Origin of the sequence: Terrabacter sp. 2TAF16 (genome assembly GCF_052115065.1) — a bacterium.
In the GTDB taxonomy this organism is placed as follows: domain Bacteria; phylum Actinomycetota; class Actinomycetes; order Actinomycetales; family Dermatophilaceae; genus Terrabacter.
Map to the genome: position 1 here is coordinate 20871 of NZ_JBFRFZ010000002.1, position 20961 is coordinate 41831.

At 72.1% G+C, this 20961-nt stretch carries 19 protein-coding genes; 9 read left to right on the plus strand and 10 right to left on the minus strand.

Annotated elements, in window-relative coordinates:
• Positions 1-13 precede the first annotated feature (13 nt).
• Positions 14-448 carry a tetratricopeptide repeat protein gene (locus tag AB4Z14_RS02325; RefSeq protein ID WP_442273758.1) on the plus strand — a complete coding sequence of 145 codons (435 nt, stop codon included), beginning with the start codon at positions 14-16 and terminating at the stop codon, positions 446-448.
• 244 nt (positions 449-692) lie between these two features.
• On the opposite strand, the gene mscL is transcribed toward AB4Z14_RS02325, so the two are convergent.
• From mscL to AB4Z14_RS02350, 5 genes are all read right to left on the minus strand, one after another.
• Positions 693-1058: a large conductance mechanosensitive channel protein MscL gene (gene mscL / locus AB4Z14_RS02330; RefSeq protein WP_442273759.1), complete on the minus strand. Its 366-nt coding sequence runs from the start codon at positions 1056-1058 to the stop codon at positions 693-695.
• A 157-nt stretch (positions 1059-1215) separates the two neighbouring features.
• Positions 1216-1917, minus strand: coding sequence for an SAF domain-containing protein (locus tag AB4Z14_RS02335; protein ID WP_442273760.1), 702 nt, complete (start codon positions 1915-1917; stop codon positions 1216-1218).
• Positions 1917-2804 (minus strand): S-methyl-5'-thioadenosine phosphorylase, encoded by an 888-nt coding sequence (locus AB4Z14_RS02340; protein ID WP_442273761.1) that lies wholly within the window; start codon positions 2802-2804, stop codon positions 1917-1919. The genes AB4Z14_RS02335 and AB4Z14_RS02340 overlap by 1 nt, the downstream gene beginning before the upstream one ends.
• 73 nt (positions 2805-2877) lie before the next feature.
• Complete coding sequence (locus AB4Z14_RS02345) at positions 2878-3246, minus strand: FmdB family zinc ribbon protein (protein WP_442273762.1); 369 nt, start codon at positions 3244-3246, stop codon at positions 2878-2880.
• 45 nt (positions 3247-3291) lie between these two features.
• The gene (locus AB4Z14_RS02350; protein WP_442273763.1) at positions 3292-4812 is read right to left on the minus strand and encodes a potassium/proton antiporter; all 1521 of its coding nucleotides are present in this window, start codon (positions 4810-4812) and stop codon (positions 3292-3294) included.
• Positions 4813-5040: 228 nt separating this feature from the next.
• On the opposite strand from AB4Z14_RS02350, the gene AB4Z14_RS02355 reads away from it, so the two are divergent.
• Positions 5041-7572 carry a penicillin acylase family protein gene (locus AB4Z14_RS02355; protein WP_442274012.1) on the plus strand — a complete coding sequence of 844 codons (2532 nt, stop codon included), beginning with the start codon at positions 5041-5043 and terminating at the stop codon, positions 7570-7572.
• Positions 7573-7667: 95 nt separating this feature from the next.
• Here the strand turns inward: AB4Z14_RS02355 and AB4Z14_RS02360 are convergent, their stop codons facing one another.
• A complete protein-coding gene (locus tag AB4Z14_RS02360; RefSeq protein WP_442273764.1) occupies positions 7668-8282 on the minus strand; it encodes a 5-formyltetrahydrofolate cyclo-ligase in 615 nt (204 codons plus the stop codon).
• A gap of 59 nt (positions 8283-8341) precedes the next feature.
• On the opposite strand from AB4Z14_RS02360, the gene AB4Z14_RS02365 reads away from it, so the two are divergent.
• From AB4Z14_RS02365 to AB4Z14_RS02385, 5 genes are all read left to right on the plus strand, one after another.
• On the plus strand, positions 8342-10984 hold the full coding sequence (locus AB4Z14_RS02365; protein ID WP_442273765.1) for a UTP--glucose-1-phosphate uridylyltransferase: 2643 nt from the start codon (positions 8342-8344) through the stop codon (positions 10982-10984).
• A 149-nt stretch (positions 10985-11133) separates the two neighbouring features.
• The gene (moaC, locus tag AB4Z14_RS02370) at positions 11134-11559 is read left to right on the plus strand and encodes a cyclic pyranopterin monophosphate synthase MoaC (RefSeq protein WP_442274013.1); all 426 of its coding nucleotides are present in this window, start codon (positions 11134-11136) and stop codon (positions 11557-11559) included.
• Positions 11552-12046: a MogA/MoaB family molybdenum cofactor biosynthesis protein gene (locus AB4Z14_RS02375; protein WP_442273766.1), complete on the plus strand. Its 495-nt coding sequence runs from the start codon at positions 11552-11554 to the stop codon at positions 12044-12046. Before moaC ends, AB4Z14_RS02375 begins: the two co-directional genes overlap by 8 nt.
• Positions 12047-12121: 75 nt before the next feature.
• The gene (locus AB4Z14_RS02380; protein ID WP_056777884.1) at positions 12122-12754 is read left to right on the plus strand and encodes a GNAT family N-acetyltransferase; all 633 of its coding nucleotides are present in this window, start codon (positions 12122-12124) and stop codon (positions 12752-12754) included.
• A 70-nt stretch (positions 12755-12824) separates the two neighbouring features.
• Positions 12825-13940, plus strand: a complete 1116-nt coding sequence (locus AB4Z14_RS02385) for a hypothetical protein (RefSeq protein ID WP_442273767.1) — start codon at positions 12825-12827, stop codon at positions 13938-13940.
• Between the two features lie 261 nt (positions 13941-14201).
• Here the strand turns inward: AB4Z14_RS02385 and AB4Z14_RS02390 are convergent, their stop codons facing one another.
• Positions 14202-15437 (minus strand): AI-2E family transporter, encoded by a 1236-nt coding sequence (locus AB4Z14_RS02390; RefSeq protein WP_442273768.1) that lies wholly within the window; start codon positions 15435-15437, stop codon positions 14202-14204.
• A 139-nt stretch (positions 15438-15576) separates the two neighbouring features.
• Here AB4Z14_RS02390 and AB4Z14_RS02395 point away from each other — a divergent pair, with 139 nt between their 5' ends.
• Together AB4Z14_RS02395 and AB4Z14_RS02400 are read left to right on the plus strand one after the other, a co-directional pair.
• Positions 15577-16128 carry a hypothetical protein gene (locus tag AB4Z14_RS02395; protein ID WP_442273769.1) on the plus strand — a complete coding sequence of 184 codons (552 nt, stop codon included), beginning with the start codon at positions 15577-15579 and terminating at the stop codon, positions 16126-16128.
• Between the two features lie 33 nt (positions 16129-16161).
• Entirely contained in the window at positions 16162-17034 is an 873-nt protein-coding gene (locus tag AB4Z14_RS02400) for an SDR family oxidoreductase (protein ID WP_442273770.1), read from the plus strand.
• 55 nt (positions 17035-17089) lie between these two features.
• Here the strand turns inward: AB4Z14_RS02400 and AB4Z14_RS02405 are convergent, their stop codons facing one another.
• Genes AB4Z14_RS02405 through AB4Z14_RS02415 form a run of 3 tightly spaced genes read right to left on the minus strand, consistent with a single transcriptional unit; the run spans position 17090 to position 20874 of the window.
• Positions 17090-18247, minus strand: coding sequence for an acetate/propionate family kinase (locus AB4Z14_RS02405; protein WP_442273771.1), 1158 nt, complete (start codon positions 18245-18247; stop codon positions 17090-17092).
• Entirely contained in the window at positions 18244-20349 is a 2106-nt protein-coding gene (gene pta / locus AB4Z14_RS02410) for a phosphate acetyltransferase (RefSeq protein WP_442273772.1), read from the minus strand. The genes AB4Z14_RS02405 and pta overlap by 4 nt, the downstream gene beginning before the upstream one ends.
• 9 nt (positions 20350-20358) lie before the next feature.
• On the minus strand, positions 20359-20874 hold the full coding sequence (locus AB4Z14_RS02415) for an OsmC family protein (protein WP_442273773.1): 516 nt from the start codon (positions 20872-20874) through the stop codon (positions 20359-20361).
• Positions 20875-20961: the final 87 nt, after the last annotated feature.

Genomic DNA, 20961 nt, shown 5'->3' on the forward strand with positions numbered 1-20961 from the left:
CGTTGTGGGCCTCATGAACACGACGACACCGTTCTCGCTGCGCCTCTCCTGGGCCCAGGGTCTTTTCGAGCGAGGTGACCACGTGGCTGCCGCGACCGCCCTGGCCGAGCTCGTCGACGAGGTCGAGTCGTCGCGCACGGCCGGGACGGCGGACGACGCGGTGTTGCACTCCGTCACGGACCTGCGGCTCATGCTCGCCCGCGCCTACTTCCAGTCGGCGCAGCTCGGCCGGGCCGAGGCGACCCTCAACGAGGTCATCGAGCACTCGCCGACGGACTCCTACGCGCACCTGCTGCTCGGTCGCACCCTGCAGCGCGCCGGCCGGCACGCCGAAGCCGCCCGCCCGCTCGCCCTCGCCGAGATCCTCGGCGACTACGAGCGCCCCGAGGCCTACGGCTCCGTGCCCATCGCGGAGGCAGGCCCGTCCGACACCACTGAGCCCGCCTGACCCGACGTCCCGTCGAGTCGCCCCGTCGTCACACGTGACGGGAGTGGCCCCGTCGTCACACATGACGGATGCCCCCCCGTCGCGTGGCCCGTCGTCACACGTGACGGGTGCCCCCCACTCGAGTGGCCCCGTCGTGACACGTGACGGGTGGGGCCGGGCGGCCACTCGAGGTGACGGCTGGGACTGACGAAGGGGCGGGAGCGGTCGGCTCCCGCCCCTGCGACGTGCGTTCGTGTGGTCCGACTCAGCGGGCGCGGAGGCTGTCGCGGATCTCCGTGAGCAGGATGACCTCTTCCGAGGGAGCCTCGGGCTCGGGCTCGACACCGGCCTTGCGCCGCTCGGCGAGGTGGTTCATCGGCACGACGACGATGAAGTAGACCGCGGCAGCCACGATGACGAAGCCGACGAGCTGGGTCAGGAAGGCGCCGAAGTGCACGCCGCCCGGGTTGAACTGCGAGAAGTTCGGCTTGCCACCGAGCTTGCCGATCAGGTCCATGATGACGGTGACGAACGAGTCGACCACCTTGGCGAACGCGGTGCCGATGACGACCGCGACCGCGAGGTCGACGACGTTGCCTCGCATCAGGAAATCCTTGAAACCCTTGATCATGCGCGTCCCTTTCTGTGCCCCTGGACTGGGTGATCTCGATGCCACGGGGGTTGTTGCGACCCGTCCCTGTGGGTCCTGCTGTCTGCTGGGCCTGTGACCCGTGTGCGACGCTGCGACGAGAGTGACGTGTGAGGCGGACACTCCGGGCATGCCGAGCCTACTGCGCAGCCCCGGACCCGTGCCGGACGGCGACGACCAGACTCTGGCCGGCCTGGAGCGCGCTGAGACCGCGCGCCACCTCCGCGGCCTGCGTCGGGTCGAGCGCGAGGGTCACGCGGGCCGGCGGCCCCGTCCCGAGACCAGTCGAGTCCTCGGCCGCGCGGACGGCGAGGACGACGACATCAGTCGCGGCCCGGGTGCCGGAACCGGTGGCGTAGAGGTCGACGTGGTCACCGGGCCGCACGCCGACCGAGGCGGCATCGAGGACAGGGACGCTGAGGGCCACCTGATCGTCGGGCTGGCCGGCCAGCAGGTCGCCGCCGACGAGGCGCTCGGGCGTCACGACCTCGTGGACGGCCAGGGGAGCGGCTGCGGTGCGGCCGACCACCGCCTCCACCGTCGACAGCGCCGTCCCCGGCCGCTGACCGCCGGGGCGGACCGAGACGGTGACGTCGTCGACGCCGATCGTCTGCCCGGAGGCGACGTCCCGGGCCACGACGACCGTCGGCAGCCCCGTGCCTCCTGCGGGTGCCGGGCGCAGGGCCGAGACCGTGACGAGCACGGCCAGGGCGGCGAGCGCAGCCGCGGCCCACCGCCGCCAGCGCGCGCGTCTGGCCCGGCGTCGGCGCGGACCGTCGGGCCACGCCGCCCGCCGGCCCTCGCGACGCCAGCGGGAGCCCGAGCGCACGCCGGCCGTCATCAGGGGAGCGGGAAGGGCAGCTCGAGACCGTCGAGGCTGCGTCGGCACGGGCAGCTGGCCGTCTCGTCGGGCTCGTGCGCGGGCATCTGGCCGATGGCGTCGCGCAGGATCGAGGTGAGGTGCTCGACGTTGGTCGCGAAGACGCGCAGGACCTCGTCGTGCGTGACGGCGTCGCCGCCCTCGACGCCGGCGTCGTGGTCGGTGACCATGGCGATCGTCGTGAAGCACATGGCGAGCTCGCGGGCCAGGGCCGCCTCGGGCATCGTCGTCATGCCGACGATGCCGAAGCCGGCCTTCTGGTGCATGAGCGATTCGGCGCGGGAGGAGAACCGCGGCCCGTTGACGACCACGAGGGTCCCGTCCGTCACGACCTCGAGCTCCGAGAGCCGGGCCGCGGCCACCGCGACCTGACGGCCGTTGGGGCAGTAGGGATCGGCGAACCCGACGTGGACGACCGGACCCTCGGTCTCGTAGATGGTGTGGGCCCGCCCCCACGTGCGGTCGACGACCTGGTCGGGCACGACGATGGTGCCCGGCCCGTGCTCGGGCTTGAGCGAGCCGACGGCGCAGGGGGAGAGGATCTGGCGGACGCCGACCGCGCGCAGGGCCCAGAGGTTCGCGCGGTAGTTGACGCGATGCGGGGCGAAGCGGTGGCCCTTGCCGTGCCGCGCGACGAAGGCGACGCTGCGGCCCTCGACCTCACCGATGACGAGCGGGTCGCTCGGGCGCCCGAACGGGGTCTCGACGTCGACGGTCTCGTAGTCGTCGAGGAACTCGTAGAGGCCCGACCCGCCGATGACGCCGATCTCGGCGCGCACACCCTCTGTGGGCACGCCGGGCACCCCCGGGACGGCGGTGTCGGACAGGGTCGTCTGCTCAGTCGTCATGCGAGGAGCCTAGGGCGGGCACCCGGCCGGCCGGACGGCATACGCCCTCGGGTGGGGACAACGTCCTCCGGGCTCAGGTGGCTGTGGACGACGACCCGGACGACGACCCCGAGGACGTGGACGCGGTCTTCGCCGGCGTCGACGTGCTCGAGCCGCTCGACGACTCGGACGCCGAGGTGGACGACGATCCGCCGTCCTTCTTCTTCGTGTCACCCGAGCCCGCGCCGTCGGAGGCCGCCGGCGTCGAGGCGCCCTTGGACGCGGCGCGCGAGTCGGTCTTGTAGAAGCCCGAGCCCTTGAACGCGATGCCGACCGGGTGGATCACCTTGCGCAGGCGGGGCTCGCCGCACTCCGGGCACACCGTCAGGGAGTCGTCGGTGAACGACTGGCGGATGTCGAAGGCGTGGCCGCACTCTTGGCACGCATAGGAGTAGGTGGGCACAGGTGAACCTCGGACGTCGGGAGCGGAAGATGACCGAGGGTCAGTCTACGGCCAGCCGGCGAGGCGCCCGCCCCGGCTGATCTCGCGGATGCGGCGCTCGGTGCGCTGCTTGACCTTCGAGGTCGTGACGACGAGCAGCCGGTCCCCGTGCCGGATCGTCGTGTGATGCTCGGGCACGAACCCCTCGCCGGCGCGCACGACGAGGGTGACGTTGGCGCCCTTGGGCAGTCTCAGCTCGAAGACGGCCACCCCGTGCAGCCTCGACTCGGCACCCACCGTCACCTGGATGACGTCCGCGCCGATCTCCATCAGGGTGGTCGACTCGAGGTCGACGTCGACCGAGTGGACGTGCTCGGTGAGACCGAGCCGCCGCGCCACCCACGGCAGCGGCGGCGCCTGCACGATCGTGAAGATGACGACGAGCATGAAGACGAGATCGAAGATCCACTCCGTGTCCGGCGTGCCCACGACGAGCGGCACGGTGGCGAGCACGACCGGTACGGCGCCGCGCAGTCCCGCCCACGACAGGAAGACCTGGTCGCGCCAGGGCACCCTGAACCACGACACCGACGCGAAGACCGAGAGCGGCCGGGCGACGAGCAGCAGCACGAGGCCGATGACGACGGCCGGGACGATCTGCTCGTCGAGACGCCTCGGGTCGGCGAGCAGGCCGAGCAGCACGAAGAGGCCGATCTGGGCGATCCAGCCGAGCGCGTTGGCGAAGCTCTGGAACGCCACCCGGTTGGGCAGTCCCATGTTGCCGAGCACGAGGGCCGCGAGGTAGGTGGCGAGGAAGCCGGAGACGTGGATCGCGGCGCCGATCGCATACGCCAGGACGGTGAGCGCGACGACGCCGATCGAGAAGAGGGCGGACGACGCGCCGGCGACGCGGTGCAGCAGCTGCCCACCGACCCAGCCCACGGCACCCCCGACGAGGGCGCCCCCGGCGAGCTCGACCGCGGCGTGCAGCACGAGCACCCACCAGGGGTCGGCCGTGCCGCCAGGCACCCCCTGGGCGGCGAAGGCGACGACGAGGATGACGACCGGCGCGTCGTTGAAGCCCGACTCCGCCTCGAGCATCCCGGACAGACGCTTGGGGATCGGTACGTTGCGCAGCACCGCGAACACGGCGGCCGCGTCGGTCGAGGAGACGATCGCGCCCATGAGGAGCGAGATCGTCCACGACAGCGGGAGGAAGGCGTGCGCGGCCACCGCGACGACGAGCACCGACACGACGACCCCGACCGTCGAGAGCACCGCGGCGGGGGCCACCGAGTCCTTGATGTTGGACCACGACGTCGTCAGGCCACCCTCGGCCAGGATGAGCACGAGGGCGGCGTACCCCAGCACGCGGGTGATGGACGCGTCGTCGAACTGGATGCCGGCGCCGGCGTTGCCGAGGGCCAGGCCGATCCCGAGGTAGATGAGGAGCGACGGCAGGCCCGAGCGGACCGACAGGCGCACGGCCGCGACGGCCACGAGGAGCACGAGCGACCCGATGAGGAGCACGCGCGTCAGGTCGTCGAGGTCCATGGTCGACGACGTGATGCTCGCGAGTGCGGTCAACGGCAGCTCCTCCGGTGTGGGGCAATCCAACCATCCCGGTGCCCGCGCCCGTGGAGCGGTCCGCGGGCGTCGCGCCCGGGTCGGGAGCGTTGGTCGTCGGTTCGGCAACGATGTCGCGCGGCGCCCCACGGGCTGCGAGCTGCACCGTCCGCGGTGGCCTAGGCTCGTCGCGTGTCACGGTTGAAGCGCACCCGTCGGATCGTCCTGCTCGTCGCCGTCCTCGTCGTCATGGCGGTGGTCGGCGTCGGGATCCTGGCGATCGGGGTGGTGCGGCAGTCGTTCCCGGAGACCTCGGGACAGCTCGAGATCGAGGGCCTGACGAGCTCGGTGTCGGTGCACCGCGACGCCCAGGGCGTCCCCACGATCTACGCCGACAACGCGAGCGACCTCTTCCGGGCGCAGGGCTTCGTCAGCGCCCAGGACCGCTTCTTCGAGATGGACCTGCGCCGCCACGTCACGGCCGGTCGGCTCTCCGAGCTCGTCGGCAGCGCCGGCCTCGACAAGGACAAGGTCATCCGCACGATGGGCTGGCGCCGCATCGCGGAGCAGGAGCTGCCGAAGCTCGCGCCCGAGACGCGGCAGTACCTCCAGGCGTACGCCGACGGCGTCAACGCGTACATCAAGAAGGCCGAGACGCCCGAGAAGATGTCGCTCGAGTACACCGTGCTCGCTCGGCGCAACCCCGGCTACCGCGTCGAGCCGTGGACACCCGTCGACTCGCTCTCGTGGCTCAAGGCGATGGCGTGGGACCTGCGCGGCAACTACAACGACGAGCTCGCCCGCGCCCGCCTGTCGCGCACGACGCGCTCCCTCAAGCAGATCAACCTGCTCTACCCGCCCTACCCCGTCGACCGCAACCAGCCGATCCTCTCGGAGCAGGACTGGCAGCCCGCGTCCGCGAGCGACCAGGCGGCGAGCCCGGCGCCCGCGGCCCTCAAGGCGATGCGCTCCGAGGACGGCAACGCCGCCATCGACTCGGCGCTCGCGTCGGTCAACGCGGTCCCGTCGAGCCTCGGCCGCGGCGACGGCATCGGCTCGAACTCGTGGGTGGTCTCGGGCTCGCGCACGACGACGGGCAAGCCGCTGCTCGCCAACGACCCGCACCTCGCCCTGTCGATCCCCGGCATCTGGGGCCAGGTCAACCTCCAGTGCCGCACCCTGAGCGCGGCGTGCCCCTTCCAGGTCTCGGGTTTCACCTTCTCGGGCCTGCCCGGCGTCGTCGTCGGCCACAACGACAAGGTCGCCTGGGGCCTGACGAACCTCGGCCCCGACGTCACCGACTTCTACCTCGAGCAGGTCTCGGGCGACGGCTACCTCCGTGACGGGCTGACGAAGCCGCTCGAGACGCGCCAGGAGGTCATCAAGGTGGCCGGCGGCGCCGACGTGCCGCTGACCGTGCGCTCCACGGTGCACGGCCCGATCATGTCCGACATCGTCCCGGCCATCGACGCCGCGGGCGACCGCAGCGTCGTGCGTGGTGCTCCCCAGTCCAACCGGTATGCCGTGTCGCTCGCGTGGACGGCGCTGACCCCGGGCACGACGGCCGACGCGATCTTCGCCCTCAACCGGGCCACGAACTGGTCGGACTTCCGCAAGGCCGCGGCCCTCTTCTCGGTGCCGTCGCAGAACCTCGTCTACGCCGACACGGCCGGCCACATCGGCTACCAGGCTCCCGGCAAGATCCCGGTGCGACGTTCGGCGACGCCGGGCGCGCCCCCCGGCTTCTGGCCGTCGCCCGGCTGGGACTCGCAGTGGGACTGGAAGGGCTACGTGCCCTTCGACGACATGCCCAACACCTTCGACCCTGCCGAGGGCTTCATCGTCACGGCCAACCAGGCCGTCAGCGCGAGCCCGACGCCGTTCCTCACCTCGGAGTGGGACTACGGCTTCAGGGCGCAGCGCATCCGCACCCTGCTCGCCGCGACCCCCAAGGTCTCGCCCGAGACGATGTCGCAGATCCAGGGCGACACCCGCAACACGTACGCGCCGGGCCTCGTCGAGCGACTCCTCGCCGTGCAGGTCGACGACTTCACGGCGCAGGCCCAGCGACTGCTGCGCGACTGGGACGGCAACCAGCCCAACGACAAGACGCGCGACGCGGCCTCGGCGGCGTACTACAACGCCGTGTGGAAGCACCTGCTCGAGTACACCTTCGACGAGCTCCCGCCCGACATCGCCCCCGACGGCGGTAGCCGCTGGATGGTCGTCATGGAGCAGCTGCTCAAGGACCCCAAGAACGACTGGTGGGACGACAAGACGACGCCCGGCGTCACCGAGGGCTCCGGCGAGATCCTCAAGCGCGCGCTCGTCGAGGCCCGTCTCGACCTCGCCCGCGAGCTCGGCAAGGTGCCCGCGACGTGGCGCTGGGGACGCCTGCACTCGCTCGACCTGACGCACCAGGTCATGGGCGCCGACGGCGTGCCCGAGTTCGTCCAGAACCTCTTCAACCGCGACGACATCGAGCTCGGCGGCGGCAACTCCATCGTCAACGCCAACGCGTGGAACGCCTCGAAGCCCGGCTACGACGTCACGAGCGGCCCGTCGATGCGCATGGTCGTCGACCTCGGCAACCTCGACGCGTCGCGCTGGGTCAACTCGACCGGCCAGTCGGGGCACGCCTACGACGACCACTACTCCGACCAGATCGACGCGTGGGCGGCCAACGAGACGTTCGGGTGGCCGTTCAGCCCGACCGCGGTGCGCGAGGCGACCGACGACGAGCTGACGCTCGTGCCGCCGTCGCCGACGTCGAACCCGTAGCCCGTCGCGTCACCCGCGCGGCTGCGCTCGGCCCCCGAGGGCGTATGCCGTGGGCTCGGGTCCCACGACCGGCTCGGCTCGATGACGCGCGCGCGTCAGCGCAGCCGCACGACGCGTCCGGTCGTCGTGACGTAGCCGTCGACCGGGAGGTCGTGCGCGTCGGCCGGCAGGTCGGCGTCGCTCTGCTCGCCTTCGTGGAGCAGGGTCACGACGGGTGTGGCCGGGTCGCGGTGGAGCAGGGCCCGGTCGTAGCAGCCGCCGCCCTGACCGAGGCGCGTGCCGTGCCCGTCGACGGAGAGCCCGGGCGTGACGACGAGGTCGCACGTGGCGAGGGCGTCGGTGCCGAGCCAGCCCCGTCGCTCGTCGGCGTCCGGGGCGCGGCCGCCGTGGCCGGGGCGGCGCACGGTCGCGTCGTCGCCCGAGGTGCCCGGGACGGCATACCTCCACTCGAGCGAGAAGTCGCCCTGCACGACGGGCACGATGACCTCGTGGCCGGCCGCGAGGAGCGCCTCGACGAGGCGGTCGGTCGGCGGCTCGTCCGGGAGGGACTCGTAGACCGCCACCCGGGCCGGGTCGGGCACGAAACGGAGCACCGCCCCGGCGATCGCCGCCGCGGCGGCGTCACGCTCGGCCGGGGTCAGGCGCGACGCGATCTCGCGCCGCCGGGCCCGCGCGGCGTGACGCAGGTCACGCTTGTCCAGGCCGCTCACGGGGAGCACATTCCGCGCACTCGGGTGACGCACATGCGGCCCATCGTAAGGTGATGCCCATGAGTGACCAGGGGCTCCACGCGTCCGTCGCACTGATGCGCGAGCGGGGCCTCGGTCCTGAGGCGATCAGGGTGTTCGAGCACTACTACGAGCAGCTCCAGGCCGGGGCGCTCGGCACGATCCCCGAGGAGTCGATCGAGCCCCTCGGCGAGGTGCAGACCCTCCGTGAGGTCCAGGTGTCCGACGAGGAGGCGCGCGAGGCGCTGTCGCGCACCGCCGTCATCAAGCTCAACGGCGGCCTCGGCACCGGGATGGGCATGACGGGCGCCAAGTCCGCGCTCGAGGTCAAGGACGGCCTGACCTTCCTCGACATCATCGCCCTGCAGGTGCTGGCCCTGCGTGAGCGCTGGGGGGTCGAGCTCCCGCTGGTGCTCATGAACTCGTTCCGCACCTCGGAGGAGTCGCTCAAGATCCTCGCGAAGTACCCCGACCTGCCGGTCGACGGGCTGCCGCTCGACTTCATCCAGAACGCCGAGCCCAAGCTGCGCCCCGACGACCTCATGCCGGTGCAGTGGCCCGACGACCCCGAGCTCGAGTGGTGCCCGCCGGGCCACGGCGACATCTATGTCTCGCTCGTCACGTCCGGCGTGCTCGACTCCCTGTTGGAGAAGGGGATCCGCTACGCCTTCCTCTCCAACTCCGACAACCTCGGCGCGACGTGCGACCCCGACGTCGCGGCGTGGATGGTCGAGCACGGCCTTCCCTACGTCGCCGAGGTGTGCAAGCGCACGAAGAGCGACCGCAAGGGCGGTCACCTAGCGGTGCGCAAGTCCGACGGCCGCATCGTGCTGCGCGACACGGCGATGGTGGCCGAGGGGGAGGAGCGCTACTTCCGCGACATCAAGCGGCACAACACCTTCAACGCCAACAACGTGTGGATCAACCTCGAGGTCCTGCGCGAGCGGATGACGGCCAAGCAGGGCGTCCTGGGCCTGCCGATCATCGTCAACCACAAGAACGTCGACCCCGCCGACCCGGGCTCGCCCGAGGTCATCCAGATGGAGTCGGCGATGGGCACGGCGATCGAGGTGTTCGAGGGCTCCGAGGCGATCCTCGTGCCGCGCACGCGCTTCCGTCCGGTCAAGACGACGAACGACCTGCTCGTCATACGGTCCGACTTCTTCGCCCTTGACGAGGGCTACCACGTCGTCGCGACCGTCGACGCGCCCGAGCCCTACGTCGACCTCGACTCGGCCTACCGCTTCGTGTCGGGCTTCGAGCAGCGCTTCCCCAAGGGGGTGCCCTCGATGCGCGACTGCACGAGCCTGCGCGTCATCGGTGACCCCGTCTTCGGCCGCAACGTCCGTTGCGTCGGCGAGGTGCTCATCGACGGCTACCGCCGGGTCCTCGACGACGCCGTGCTCGGTGAGCTGCCGACGCCGCAGCCGGCGCCCGTCACGACACCCGGCGACGTGCGCACCGTCGACGAGCACCTCAAGGCCATCCTCTCGACCCTCGAGCCGTCCCCGACCGAGTGGACGCCGCTCACCGAGGCCCTCGGCCTCGTCGTGGCCCGCGACGTCCGGGCCAAGGTCAACCTGCCGCACTTCGACAACTCGTCGATGGACGGGTATGCCGTCCGCGCCGAGTCGCTCGCGTCCGCCGGTGAGTCCCCGGTGCGGTTGCGCATCGTCGGCGAGGTCGCCGCGGGTGCCGACCCGACCTTCTCGGTGGGTGTGGGGGAGGCGGCCAGGATCATGACGGGCGCCACGATCCCCGAGGGTGCCGACGCCGTCATCGCCGTCGAGGACACCGACGGGGCCGCAACGGGCGACGTCCAGTGCCGCGTGGCGGTCCCGCCGGGTCGCTTCATCCGTCCGCAGGGCGAGGACGTGTCGTCGGGCGAGGTCATCGTCTCGGCGGGCGAGGTCGTCGGCGCCCGCACCATCGCGCTGCTCGCGGCCTGCGGTCATGCCGAGGTCGAGGTCCACCGCCGGCCGCACGTCGTCGTGCTGTCGACCGGTGCCGAGCTCGTCGAGCCCGGAAGACCCTTGCAGCCCGGTCAGATCCACGACTCCAACTCGTCCATGCTGTGGGCTGCCGCCGTCGGCGCCGGGGCGTCGGCCGAGATCCGGGCGGCGGTCGGCGACTCCGACGAGGAGCTGCTCGCCGTGCTCGACGAGGTGGTCGCCGAGGCCGACGTCGTCATCACGAGCGGCGGAGTCTCGATGGGCGCCTACGACGTCGTCAAGAGCGCCCTGCGCGGCGAGGGCATCGACTTCGTCAAGGTCGCGATGCAGCCGGGCAAGCCGCAGGGCTACGGGCTGTTGACCGGGCCGGGTGGCAAGCAGGTGCCGCTCTTCGCCCTGCCAGGCAACCCGGTGTCGTCGTTCGTGTCGTTCGAGGTCTTCGTGCGCCCGGCGCTGCGCCGGCTCATGCGCCTGAGCCCCGAGAAGCGCCGGTTGCGGCCGGCCACGCTCATCTCCGGCGTCGAGTCCTTCGGCGGGCGGCGCCAGTTCGGTCGTGCCGTCGTGTCGCGGTCGGCGGAAGGCACGCTCGTCGCCGTCCCCGTGACGGGGCAGGGCTCGCACTTCGTCGCCGACCTCTCCCGGGCCAACGCCCTGTTCGTCGTGCCCGAGGACGTCACCGAGCTCGTCGCCGGTGAGGTCGTCGACGTCCTCGTCCTCGACAAGGAGGCGTGATGAGCGACCGACGCGGGGCACAGCCAGATCCGAGCGACCCGTGGGTGGCGACCCCGGAGTGGGGCGGGGCCGAGGCCTCCCCGTCAGAGGCCGCGGCGGCTGCCGAGGCGCCGGGCCTGACCCACGTGCGCGCTGACGGCAGTGCCCACATGGTCGACGTGTCGGCCAAGGCCGTGACCGCCCGCGAGGCGAGCGCGGCGGGACGCGTCCTGCTCAGCGCCGAGGCCGTCGCGGCGTTGCGCGCGGGGAACGTCCCCAAGGGCGACGCCCTGGCGGTCGCCCGCATCGCCGGCATCCAGGCCGTCAAGCGCACACCCGAGCTCATCCCGCTCGCGCACCCGATCGCCGTGCACGGCGTCGAGGTCGACGTGACGGTTGCCGACGACGGTGCCGACATCACGGCGACGGTGCGCACCGCCGACCGGACGGGCATCGAGATGGAGGCGTTGACCGCGGTGTCGGTCGCCGCGCTCGCCCTCATCGACATGGTCAAGGCCGTCGACAAGCACGGCCGGATCACCGACGTCCGCGTCACGGCGAAGTCCGGTGGCCGGTCGGGAGACTGGCATGAGTGAGGGTCCGGGCGTGGGCCGCCGGGCCGTCGTCGTCACGTCCTCGACCCGTGCCGCAGCCGGCGTCTACGCCGACAGGTCCGGCCCGGTCATCGTCGAGCGGCTCCGCGCCTGGGGCTTCGAGGTGGGCGAGCCGGTCGTCGTGGCCGACGGCGACGAGTTCGGCCTGGCGCTCCGCGAGGTCCTCGCGAGCGAACCGGAGCTCGTCATCACGACCGGAGGGACCGGCCTCACCCCGACCGACGTCACACCCGAGCAGACCGCACCCATGCTCGACCGGCTCGTGCCCGGCGTCGCCGAGGCGATCCGTGCCGCCGGCGTCGCCAAGGGGGTCCCGACGGCGATGCTCTCGCGCGGTCTCGTCGGCCTGGCCGGGCGCACCTTCGTCGCCAACCTTCCCGGATCGCGCGGTGGCGTGGCCGACGCGCTCGACGTGCTCGAGCCGGTCCTGGGCCACGCCCTCGACCAGATCCCCGGCAGTGACCACTGACGTGAGGACGCGGATCCGCTTGCGGCACTTCGTGATCCGACGTCGGCCGATCCCGGGGGGATCGTTCGGATGAGGATGCCGTGGCGCCCACACCGGGACGGTCAGGCCCGCTGGCCCGTGGTCCTGCGCGATGCCTCGTCCGAGCCCGCGATCGTGCTGCGGCCCCTGCGTCTGGACGACGAGCGTGACTGGCAGCGCGTGCGGCGCGACAACGCGGCGTACGTCCAGCCGTGGGAGCCGACCCTCCCGCCGGGCTCGCCGGCGCGGACCCCGGTCTCGTTCCGGCAGTTCGTCCGCGACCTCGACACCGAGGCGCGCGCCGACCGCGCCATGCCGTGGTGCATCGAGGTCGGCGGTCGCATCGTGGGTCAGGTCCACCTCTTCGGGATCGTCCGCGCCGCGCAGCAGTCGGGTGCGGCCGGCTACTGGCTCGACGAGTCCGTCACCGGACAGGGCATCGCGACCCGCGCCCTCGCGCTGGCGGTCGACCACGCGCTCGGCGCGGGTGGGCTGCACCGCGTCGAGGTCAACATCCGGCTCGACAACGTGCCCTCGCTGCGCGTCGTCGAGCGGCTCGGCCTGCGTGACGAGGGAGTGCGCGAGCGCTTCCTCCACATCGACGGCGCGTGGCGCGACCACCGCTCCTTCGCCGTCACGACCGAGGACCTGTGCGGATCGACTCTCACGGCTCGCCTGTCACAGGTGTAACACCAGCCTCTTGCGCGACACGCCTCGAATGTGCGGGGCCGTTACCGAACCGCGTCCTACCGTGGGTCACGTGCCAGTCAGCAGCCTCATCTTCGTCGTCATCGTGGCGATCTGGGCTGCCTATCTCGTGCAGCACTGGGCCCGCCGCCGCGAGGACGCCGCCGCGACCCGGTCGGTCGAGGGCTTCTCCGAGGCGATGCGCGTCCTCGAGAAGCGACCGGCCCTGCCGACTCCGGCACTGAGCACCCCGCGCCCGCACTCGTATGCCGTCAAGCCCGCGAGCACCGGCCGTCCCACCGTCGACGTGAAGCGGGCCGTCCCCGCCGGCACGTCACGCCGCCACTCTCCGCTCGTCGCACGTCGATCCGACGAGCGGGTGCTCGCGAGCTCGACCGTCGCATCGGGCTCCTCGTCTGACCTGAGCCAGACCGACCACGACATCGCCCCCTACTCCGCCGAGGTGGACCGCATGCCCGAGTCAGCGCGACCGACGAGCCACGCGGACCGGAGGCCGGCTCGACCCACGGCCCCTGCGCGGGTTCCGCTGGCACAGCGCCGCCTTCGCGCGGCGCTGCTCCTCGTCGCGGTCGCATGGCTGCCGGTGTCCGTCGTGCTGACGGTGACCGACGTGCTCATGTGGATCTCCATCCCGTTCGCCGTGCTCACCGTCGCCGCCGTCCTCGTGTGGCTGCGGGCCGAGGCCCAGGCCGACCGCCTGCGCAGCAGCTCGGATGCGGGGGACCAGCGCGCTCGAGGTGGCCGGCGGGGTCGACGCCACAGCAGGTCCTACGACGCGCACGACGCGGCGCACCACGTGCCGCTCCTCTCGAGTGACGACACGCAGGTCATCCGCAGCACCGCCACGGCGGCGCCGTCGGAGGTCGTGGCGGTCTCGCAGGAGTCGCAGACCGTCGTCGCCCAGCACGTCGAGCCCGGCGTCTTCGACGTCCAGGCGCCGATCACCGGTGAGGTGCCCGTCGCCGTGGCCGCCGTCGAGCAGCCCGCCGAGGGCAGCTGGAGCCCCGTCCCGGTGCCGCGCCCGACCTACTCGCTCAAGGCCAAGGCCGAGCCGCGCTACACCGAGTCCGGCATCCCGGCCGACGTCTTCGACACGCCTGAGTTCGCGGAGGAGGCCGAGGAGCTCGACGACCGAGCCCTCTTCGCCCGCCGCGCCGTCTCCCAGTAGGACCGTCGATCCGGAGCCACACCTGGCTCGAACGCATCCCCCGCCCCACCCAACCGCGCCACGGCGCACTCATGGGTGGCAACCTGGCCCCGGACCACGACCGAACCGCGCCACGGCGCGCTTCCGATGGCCGCCGCCGCGACGGGGGAGGGTGCAGCGACCGGGGCGCGTGGTGCGCATGTGGAAGCGGGGCCACTCGAGAGTTCGAGTGGCCCCACCGGTCACGGACGTCCGTCGTTCCGGGACGGCATACGGCGCCCGTCAGGCGTTGGCTGGGGCTCCGCCTTCGTCGGCCGAGGCAGCCATCTCCCGGTCGAGCTCGCCCTCCGACTCGTCGCTGAAGAGGTGCTTGCCCACGGCGTTGAGCACCGCGGCGAAGGGGACGGCGACGAGCGCCCCGACGATGCCGGCGATGATCGAGCCGGTCGCGATGGCGAGGATGACGGCGAGCGGGTGGACGCTGACGGCCTTGCCGAGCAGGAACGGCTGGAGCACGTGCGACTCGAGCTGCTGCACGCCGATGACGACGGCGAGCATGATGAGGGCGACGCCCGGGCCGTGCGCGACGAGCGCGAGCAGCACGGCGACGGCCCCCGAGAGCAGCGCTCCGACGATCGGGATGAACGCCAGGATGAAGACGAGGATGCCGATCGCGAACGCGAAGGGGACCTTGAGGATCGCGGCGCCGACCGAGATGCCGACCGCGTCGACGAAGGCCACGATCATCGTCGCGCGCACGAACGCGGACAGCTGGTGCCAGGCGATGATGCCCGAGGAGTTGACGCGGGGGCGGGTGGCGCGCGGGAAGAGCCGCACGATCCAGCTCCAGATGCGCGGGCCCTCGTAGAGGAAGAAGAAGAGCGAGAAGAGGGCGATGAACAGGCCGGCGATGAAGTGCGTCGCCGTGAGCCCGACCGAGGTCGCGGTGTCGCCGAGGTTGCCCGACTCGCTCACCTTGTCGCGGATGGTGTTGAAGTACTCGTCGAACTGCGCGTCGGTGATGTGGAACGACGTGCGCACCCAGTCGCGGATGCGCTCGAGACCGGTGGCGACCTGGCTCGTCAGGTCGGAGAAGCCGCTGCTGAACTGGGTCCCGACGAGGGTGAAGAGGGCCCCGATGAGCAGGATGGTGCCGAGCAGCGTGATGCCGGCGGCCGCCCCCGGCTTCATCCGGTGGTGCAGCCAGTTCGCGACGGGCCGCAGCAGGGCGGTCAGGAGGATGGCGATCGCAACCGGCACGACGATCTCGGAGACCGAGCGCACCGCGAGCGACAGCAGGTAGATGGCCGCGCCGATGAGCAGCAGGCGCCACGCCCACTCGCTCGCGACCCGGATGCCGGGTGGCACGGCCGCCGCGACGATCCCGGGCAGGTCCGCGGTCTCGGAACGGGCGTCGGTCCGCAGCGCGTCGCCGTCGTCGTGGGTGCGCACGGGCACGGTCGCGTCGGAGGGCGTGCCAGAGGGCGTGCCAGAGGGCTCGGCATGGTTGTCGGTCACGACCACACCGTATGCCGCGTGGCCGCCCCCGCGGTGCATCACCCGCCGCTGACCGGCAGCCCGGGCCCGGTCGTCACGATCGGGCATCAGTGCGCATCGCCGACCGTCGTCGTCGCCTGACGGCGGCGACACTCCGGTCATGACGACGTACTGGGAGCGGATGTCCCCGCTGCGGGAGACGGGGCGCCGTCGCCCGTCGAGGGGAGTGGGCATCGCCGTCACCGTCGTGACGCTGGTCGTGCTCGGCCTCCTCGTCCTCGCCGGGTTCGGGGTCTGGGCGTACGCCGACCACGACCGGATCGAGCTCATCGACCGACCCGACGTGGTCGCCGCCGTCGACGTCGGCTGCACCCGGCTCCGGGCCGGCCTGGCGGCCAGTCCGGTCGACGTGGGGTCACCGGCCCCGGTGAGGGTGGCGGCGATCGCGGCCCAGGACGAGGCGATCCGCGCGTTCGTCGCCGAGGTCCGCAGGCTCGACCCGGCCGCCAGAGCCGACGACCTCCCGGTCGACGACTGGCTGGCCGACTGGGAGTCGCTCGCCGTCGCTCGCGACGACGTGGCCGACGCGTTGCGGCGGGGAGGCCGTGCCTCGTTGGTCGTGCCGCGTGACGGGGGCGAGCCGATCACGCGGCGCATGGACGCGGTCGGCGTCTCCTGTGTCGACCTGTCGCGCCTCGTGCGCCGAACCTGACGTCGGCACCCGTCCCGTGCGTACGCTCGGGGGATGAGCGCAGACGCCACCAGTCCCCGTCCGACCCTCGCCGTCACCGGCTCGACCGGGTGGCTTGGTGGCCTCGTCGCCAAGGATCTCGCCGGCCGTGGAGTCGCCCAGCGGCTCCTCGTCCGTGACGTCAGTCGGGCGCCGGAGCTGCCGGGTTCCGTTGCGGCTCGGTGCAGCTACCGCGACGCCGACGCCGCCCGAGCGGCTCTCGAGGGTGTCGAGACCCTCTTCATGGTCTCGGCGGCCGAGAACGAGGACCGGCTCGCCGAGCACCGAGCCTTCGTCGACGCCGCCGCGGCTGCCGGGGTCGGACACGTCGTCTACGTCTCGTTCTTCGGAGCCGCGCCGGATGCGACGTTCACCCTGGCTCGTGACCACGCGGCCACGGAGCAGCACCTGCGCGACTCGGGCATGGCGTGGACGTTCCTCCGCGACAACCTCTACCTCGAGTTCATGGACCACATGGTCGGCGAGGACGGCGTCGTCCGAGGCCCCGCCGGCGATGGCCGGGCCGCCGTCGTCGCGCACGAGGACATCGCACGCGTCGCGGTCACCGTCCTGCTCGACCCCACGTCGCACGCAGGCGCGACCTACGCACTGACCGGGCCCGAGGCGCTGACGTTCGCCGAGATGGCGCAGGTCATCACCGAGGTGACGGGCCGCGAGGTGCGCTTCCACGACGAGACGGTCGAGGAGGCGTACGCGTCCCGCGCGGTCTACGGGGCCCCGGACTGGCAGGTGGACGCCTGGGTGTCGACGTACACCGCCGTCGCCGCGGGTGAGCTCGACGGCGTCAGCGGCGACGTCGAGCGGCTGACGGGTCGCCGGCCCACGTCCCTGCGCGAGTACCTCGAGGCCCAGCGCCCGTCGAGGTGAGCGCGGCACCCACGGGGGTGCCGACATCACCTCGAACCGGCGTGGAGGTGGGCGGTCAGCCGACGAGGTCGGCCGTCTGGCGGGCGATGGCGAGCTCCTCGTTGGTCGGCACGACCGCGACGACGACGCGCGACCCGTCAGGAGAGATGACGCGTGCCGCGCTCGAGCCCGACGCGTTGAGGTCCGCGTCGACCGTGATGCCCAGCTCAGTGAGCCCGTCGGCGACCGCAGCCCGGACAGGGGCGCTGTGCTGTCCGATGCCCGCCGTGAAGACGAGCACGTCGGCCCCGCCGAGGATCGCGAGGTAGGCGCCGACGTAGTGCTTGAGCCGGTGGACGAAGACGTCGAACGCGAGACGCGCATCCGCGTCCCCGGCATCGACCCGCTGCACGAGCTCGCGGAAGTCGTTGACACCGCTCAGCCCGAGGACGCCGGACTTCTTGTTGAGCAGGGTGTCGATCTCGTCGAGCGTCATCCCTGCCTCTCGGGCGAGGTAGGCGTGGAGCCCGGGATCGACGTCGCCAGAGCGGGTGCCCATGACGAGACCCTGCAGGGGGGTCAGGCCCATCGACGTCTCGACGGCCTGGCCACCGCGCACCGCGGACGCCGAGCACCCGTTGCCGAGGTGGAGGATCACCTGGCGCAGATCAGCGAGGGGGCGACCCAGCAGGTCGGCCGTCGCCTGCGCGACGAAGTGGTGCGAGGTGCCGTGGAAGCCGTAGCGGCGGATGGAGTGCTTCGCGGCGAGGTCGCGTGGCACCGCATACGTCGACGCCGCGGCCGGAAGGGACGAGAAGAAGGCGGTGTCGAAGACGGCCACGTGGGGCACGCCGTAGTGCTGCCGAGCGGCCTCGATGCCGATGACGGCAGCCGGGTTGTGCAGTGGCGCAAGGGCGCTCAGCGCCCTGATGCGGTCGAGCACGGCGTCGTCGATGACGACCGGCTCCGAGAAGTCGGGGCCGCCGTGGACGACGCGGTGACCCACGGCGCGGAGCGGCACCTCGTAGAGGTCGACTCCGTCGGCGTGCAGCTGGGTCGTCATCACCTCGAGTGCGGCCGAGTGGTCGGTGACGTCGCTGCCGGCCTCGCCGATGCGCTCGACGATCCCACCGGCGCGGACCTCGCCCGACTCCGGCACGACGAGCTGGTACTTGAGCGATGACGAGCCGGCGTTGAGGACGAGGACGGGCCTGTCGTGGGTGGACTCCGTCACTGGCCGGCTCCCTGCTGCTCGGTCGAGACGCCCTGCGCCTGGACGGCGGTGATGGCGACGGTGTTGACGATGTCGTCGACGAGGGCGCCGCGGGAGAGGTCGTTGACCGGCTTGCGCAGACCCTGGAGCACCGGGCCCACCGCGACGGCGTGCGCGCTGCGCTGCACGGCCTTGTACGTGTTGTTGCCGGTGTTGAGGTCGGGGAAGACGAAGACCGTGGCGTGGCCGGCGACGTCGGAGTCAGGCATCTTGGCCCGACCCACGACGGGGTCGATGGCGGCGTCGTACTGGATCGGGCCGGCCAGCGCGAGATCCGGTGCCCGCTGGGCGATGAGCTCCGTTGCGGCACGGACCTTCTCGACCTCGGCGCCGGCGCCGCTCGTGCCGGTCGAGTAGGAGAGCATCGCGACCCGCGGCTCGATCCCGAACTGCTGCGCGGTCTGCGCCGAGGAGATCGCGATGTCGGCGAGCTGCTCTGCCGTCGGGTCGGGGATCACCGCGCAGTCGCCGTAGACGAGCACCCGGTCGGCGAGACACATGAGGAAGACGCTCGAGACCGTCTTGACCCCGTCGGCGGTCTTGACGAACTCGAGCGCCGGACGGATCGTGTGCGCCGTCGTGTTGACGGCGCCGGACACCATGCCGTCGGCGAGGCCGAGGTGCACCATCATCGTGCCGAAGAACGAGATGTCGGTGACGACCTCCCGGGCGCGCTCGACGGTCATGCCCTTGTGGGCCCGCGCGGCGGCATACTCCTGCGCGAAGCGCTCGACGAGGTCGGCGTCGGTGGGGGAGACGACGGTCGCGGCGTCGAGGTCGAGCCCGAGCGCCGACCCGCGGGCCCGCACCTTCGTCTCGTCGCCGAGCAGCGTCAGGTCGGCGACGCCTCGTCGAAGCAGCACGTCAGCGGCCTCGAGGATGCGGTCGTCCTGGCTCTCGGGGAGCACGATGTGCTTGCGGTCGGAGCGAGCCCGCTCCATGAGCTGGAACTCGAACATCAGCGGCGTGCGCACCTCGGAGGCCGAGACGTCGATGGCGGTGAGCAGGGCGGCCTGGTCGACGCTCTCGGAGAAGAGCCGGCGTGCCGTCTCGATCTTGTTGCGCGATCCCTTCGTCATCGGTCCGCGCACCTGCATGAGCCGCTCGGCCGTGCGGAAGGTGCCGTCGTCGGTGAGGGCGATCGGCAGGTCCTGCTGAACGCCGGCCGACAGGCGCGAGATCGTCTCGGGGATCGGGTAGCCGCCGGTGAGGATGATCCCCGCCAGCGTCGGGAAGGTGCCGGACTGGTGGGCGAGCAGGAGGCCCGGGATGAGGTCGGTGCGGTCGCTCGGCGCGATGACGGTGACGTCCGGGCCGAGCCGGGCGAGCACGTTGGGCAGGCTCATTGCCGCGACGACGAGCCCGAGACTGTCACGGTCCATCCACGACTCGCTGCCGAGGACGAGCCGCGCCCCGATCGCGTCGGCGAGGGCCCGGAAGCTCGGCGCGGAGAGGAGCGAGTTCTCGGGGATCGCGGCGGTGACCGGGAAGGGCAGGGTGCCGAGCACGGCCCGCACCTCGTCGAGGTCGGCCGGGTCGACGCGGTTGGCGACGACGGCGACGGTCTGGGCGTGGTTGGCGCGCAGCTCGGTGATGGCACTGTCGGCGGCGACGCGGATCTGGTCGGGCGTGCGGTCGCGGCCGTGCACGACGAGCACGACGGCCGAGCCGAGGTTGGCGGCCACCCGCGCGTTGAAGGACAGCTCCGTGCCGGTCGAGACGTCGGTGTAGTCGGAGCCGAGCACGATGACGACCTCGAAGCGCGCGCTCAGCGCGCCGAACCGCTCGACGATGACGTGGAGCGCCTCGTCGGGGTCGTCGTGCGCCTGGGCGTAGGTGACTCCGAGTGCCTCCTCGTAGGTCTGCTCGACGCCGGGCTGGCTGACGAGCATCTCGACGATGTGGTCGACCTCGTCGTCGGGACCGGTGCCCCCGAGGGTCGTCAGCGGGCGGTAGACACCGACCGACCCGACCTCACGCAACAGGGCGTCGAGCAGGCCGAGGGCCACGGCGGACTTGCCTGTCAGCCCCTCGGGCGAGGCGACGTAGACGCTTCGGCTCACGCGACGAACCTATCGGTCCCGCGGGGCCCGGCGCCGCACCTCGATCGTCGGTGGCTCCCGGAGCGACTGGCCGACGACGCAGTAGCGCTCCGTGGCGGTGGCGAGCCGTTGCAGGGTGGCGTCGTCGGCGTCCGTGGTGACCTCGGCGACGAGCCTCGGGCCGAGGACCCCGACCGGTGCCGTCCGGTCGACACCGAGCGTGCCGCGCGCGTCGAACGTCGCCGCCGCCCGAACCTCCACCTCGCCCAGGTCGACGCCGAACGCGACCGACACGGCGTGGAGCGTCACCCCGGCGCACGCGACGAGCGCCTCCATGAGCATGTCGCCCGAGCACGCATCCGATCCGTCGCCGCCCGTGGCCGGGTGCAGCCCGGCGCGGACCGCCCCCGCGGCGGTGCGCACCTCGACCGTGACCGGCTCGCCGAAGACGGCGCTCGCCGACACCGGGTGCAGGGCCGCGCCCGGGTCCTCGCGGTAGCGGGCCTTGAGAGGCTCCTGCGCGGCCCGGAGCTCGTCGCGGTTCACGCCGCCTCACCCGCGTGCTGCTCGGTCATGACTGTCTCCCGTCGTCCGAGGACTCTCGTGACGACACCGTATGCCGCGTGGTCTCCG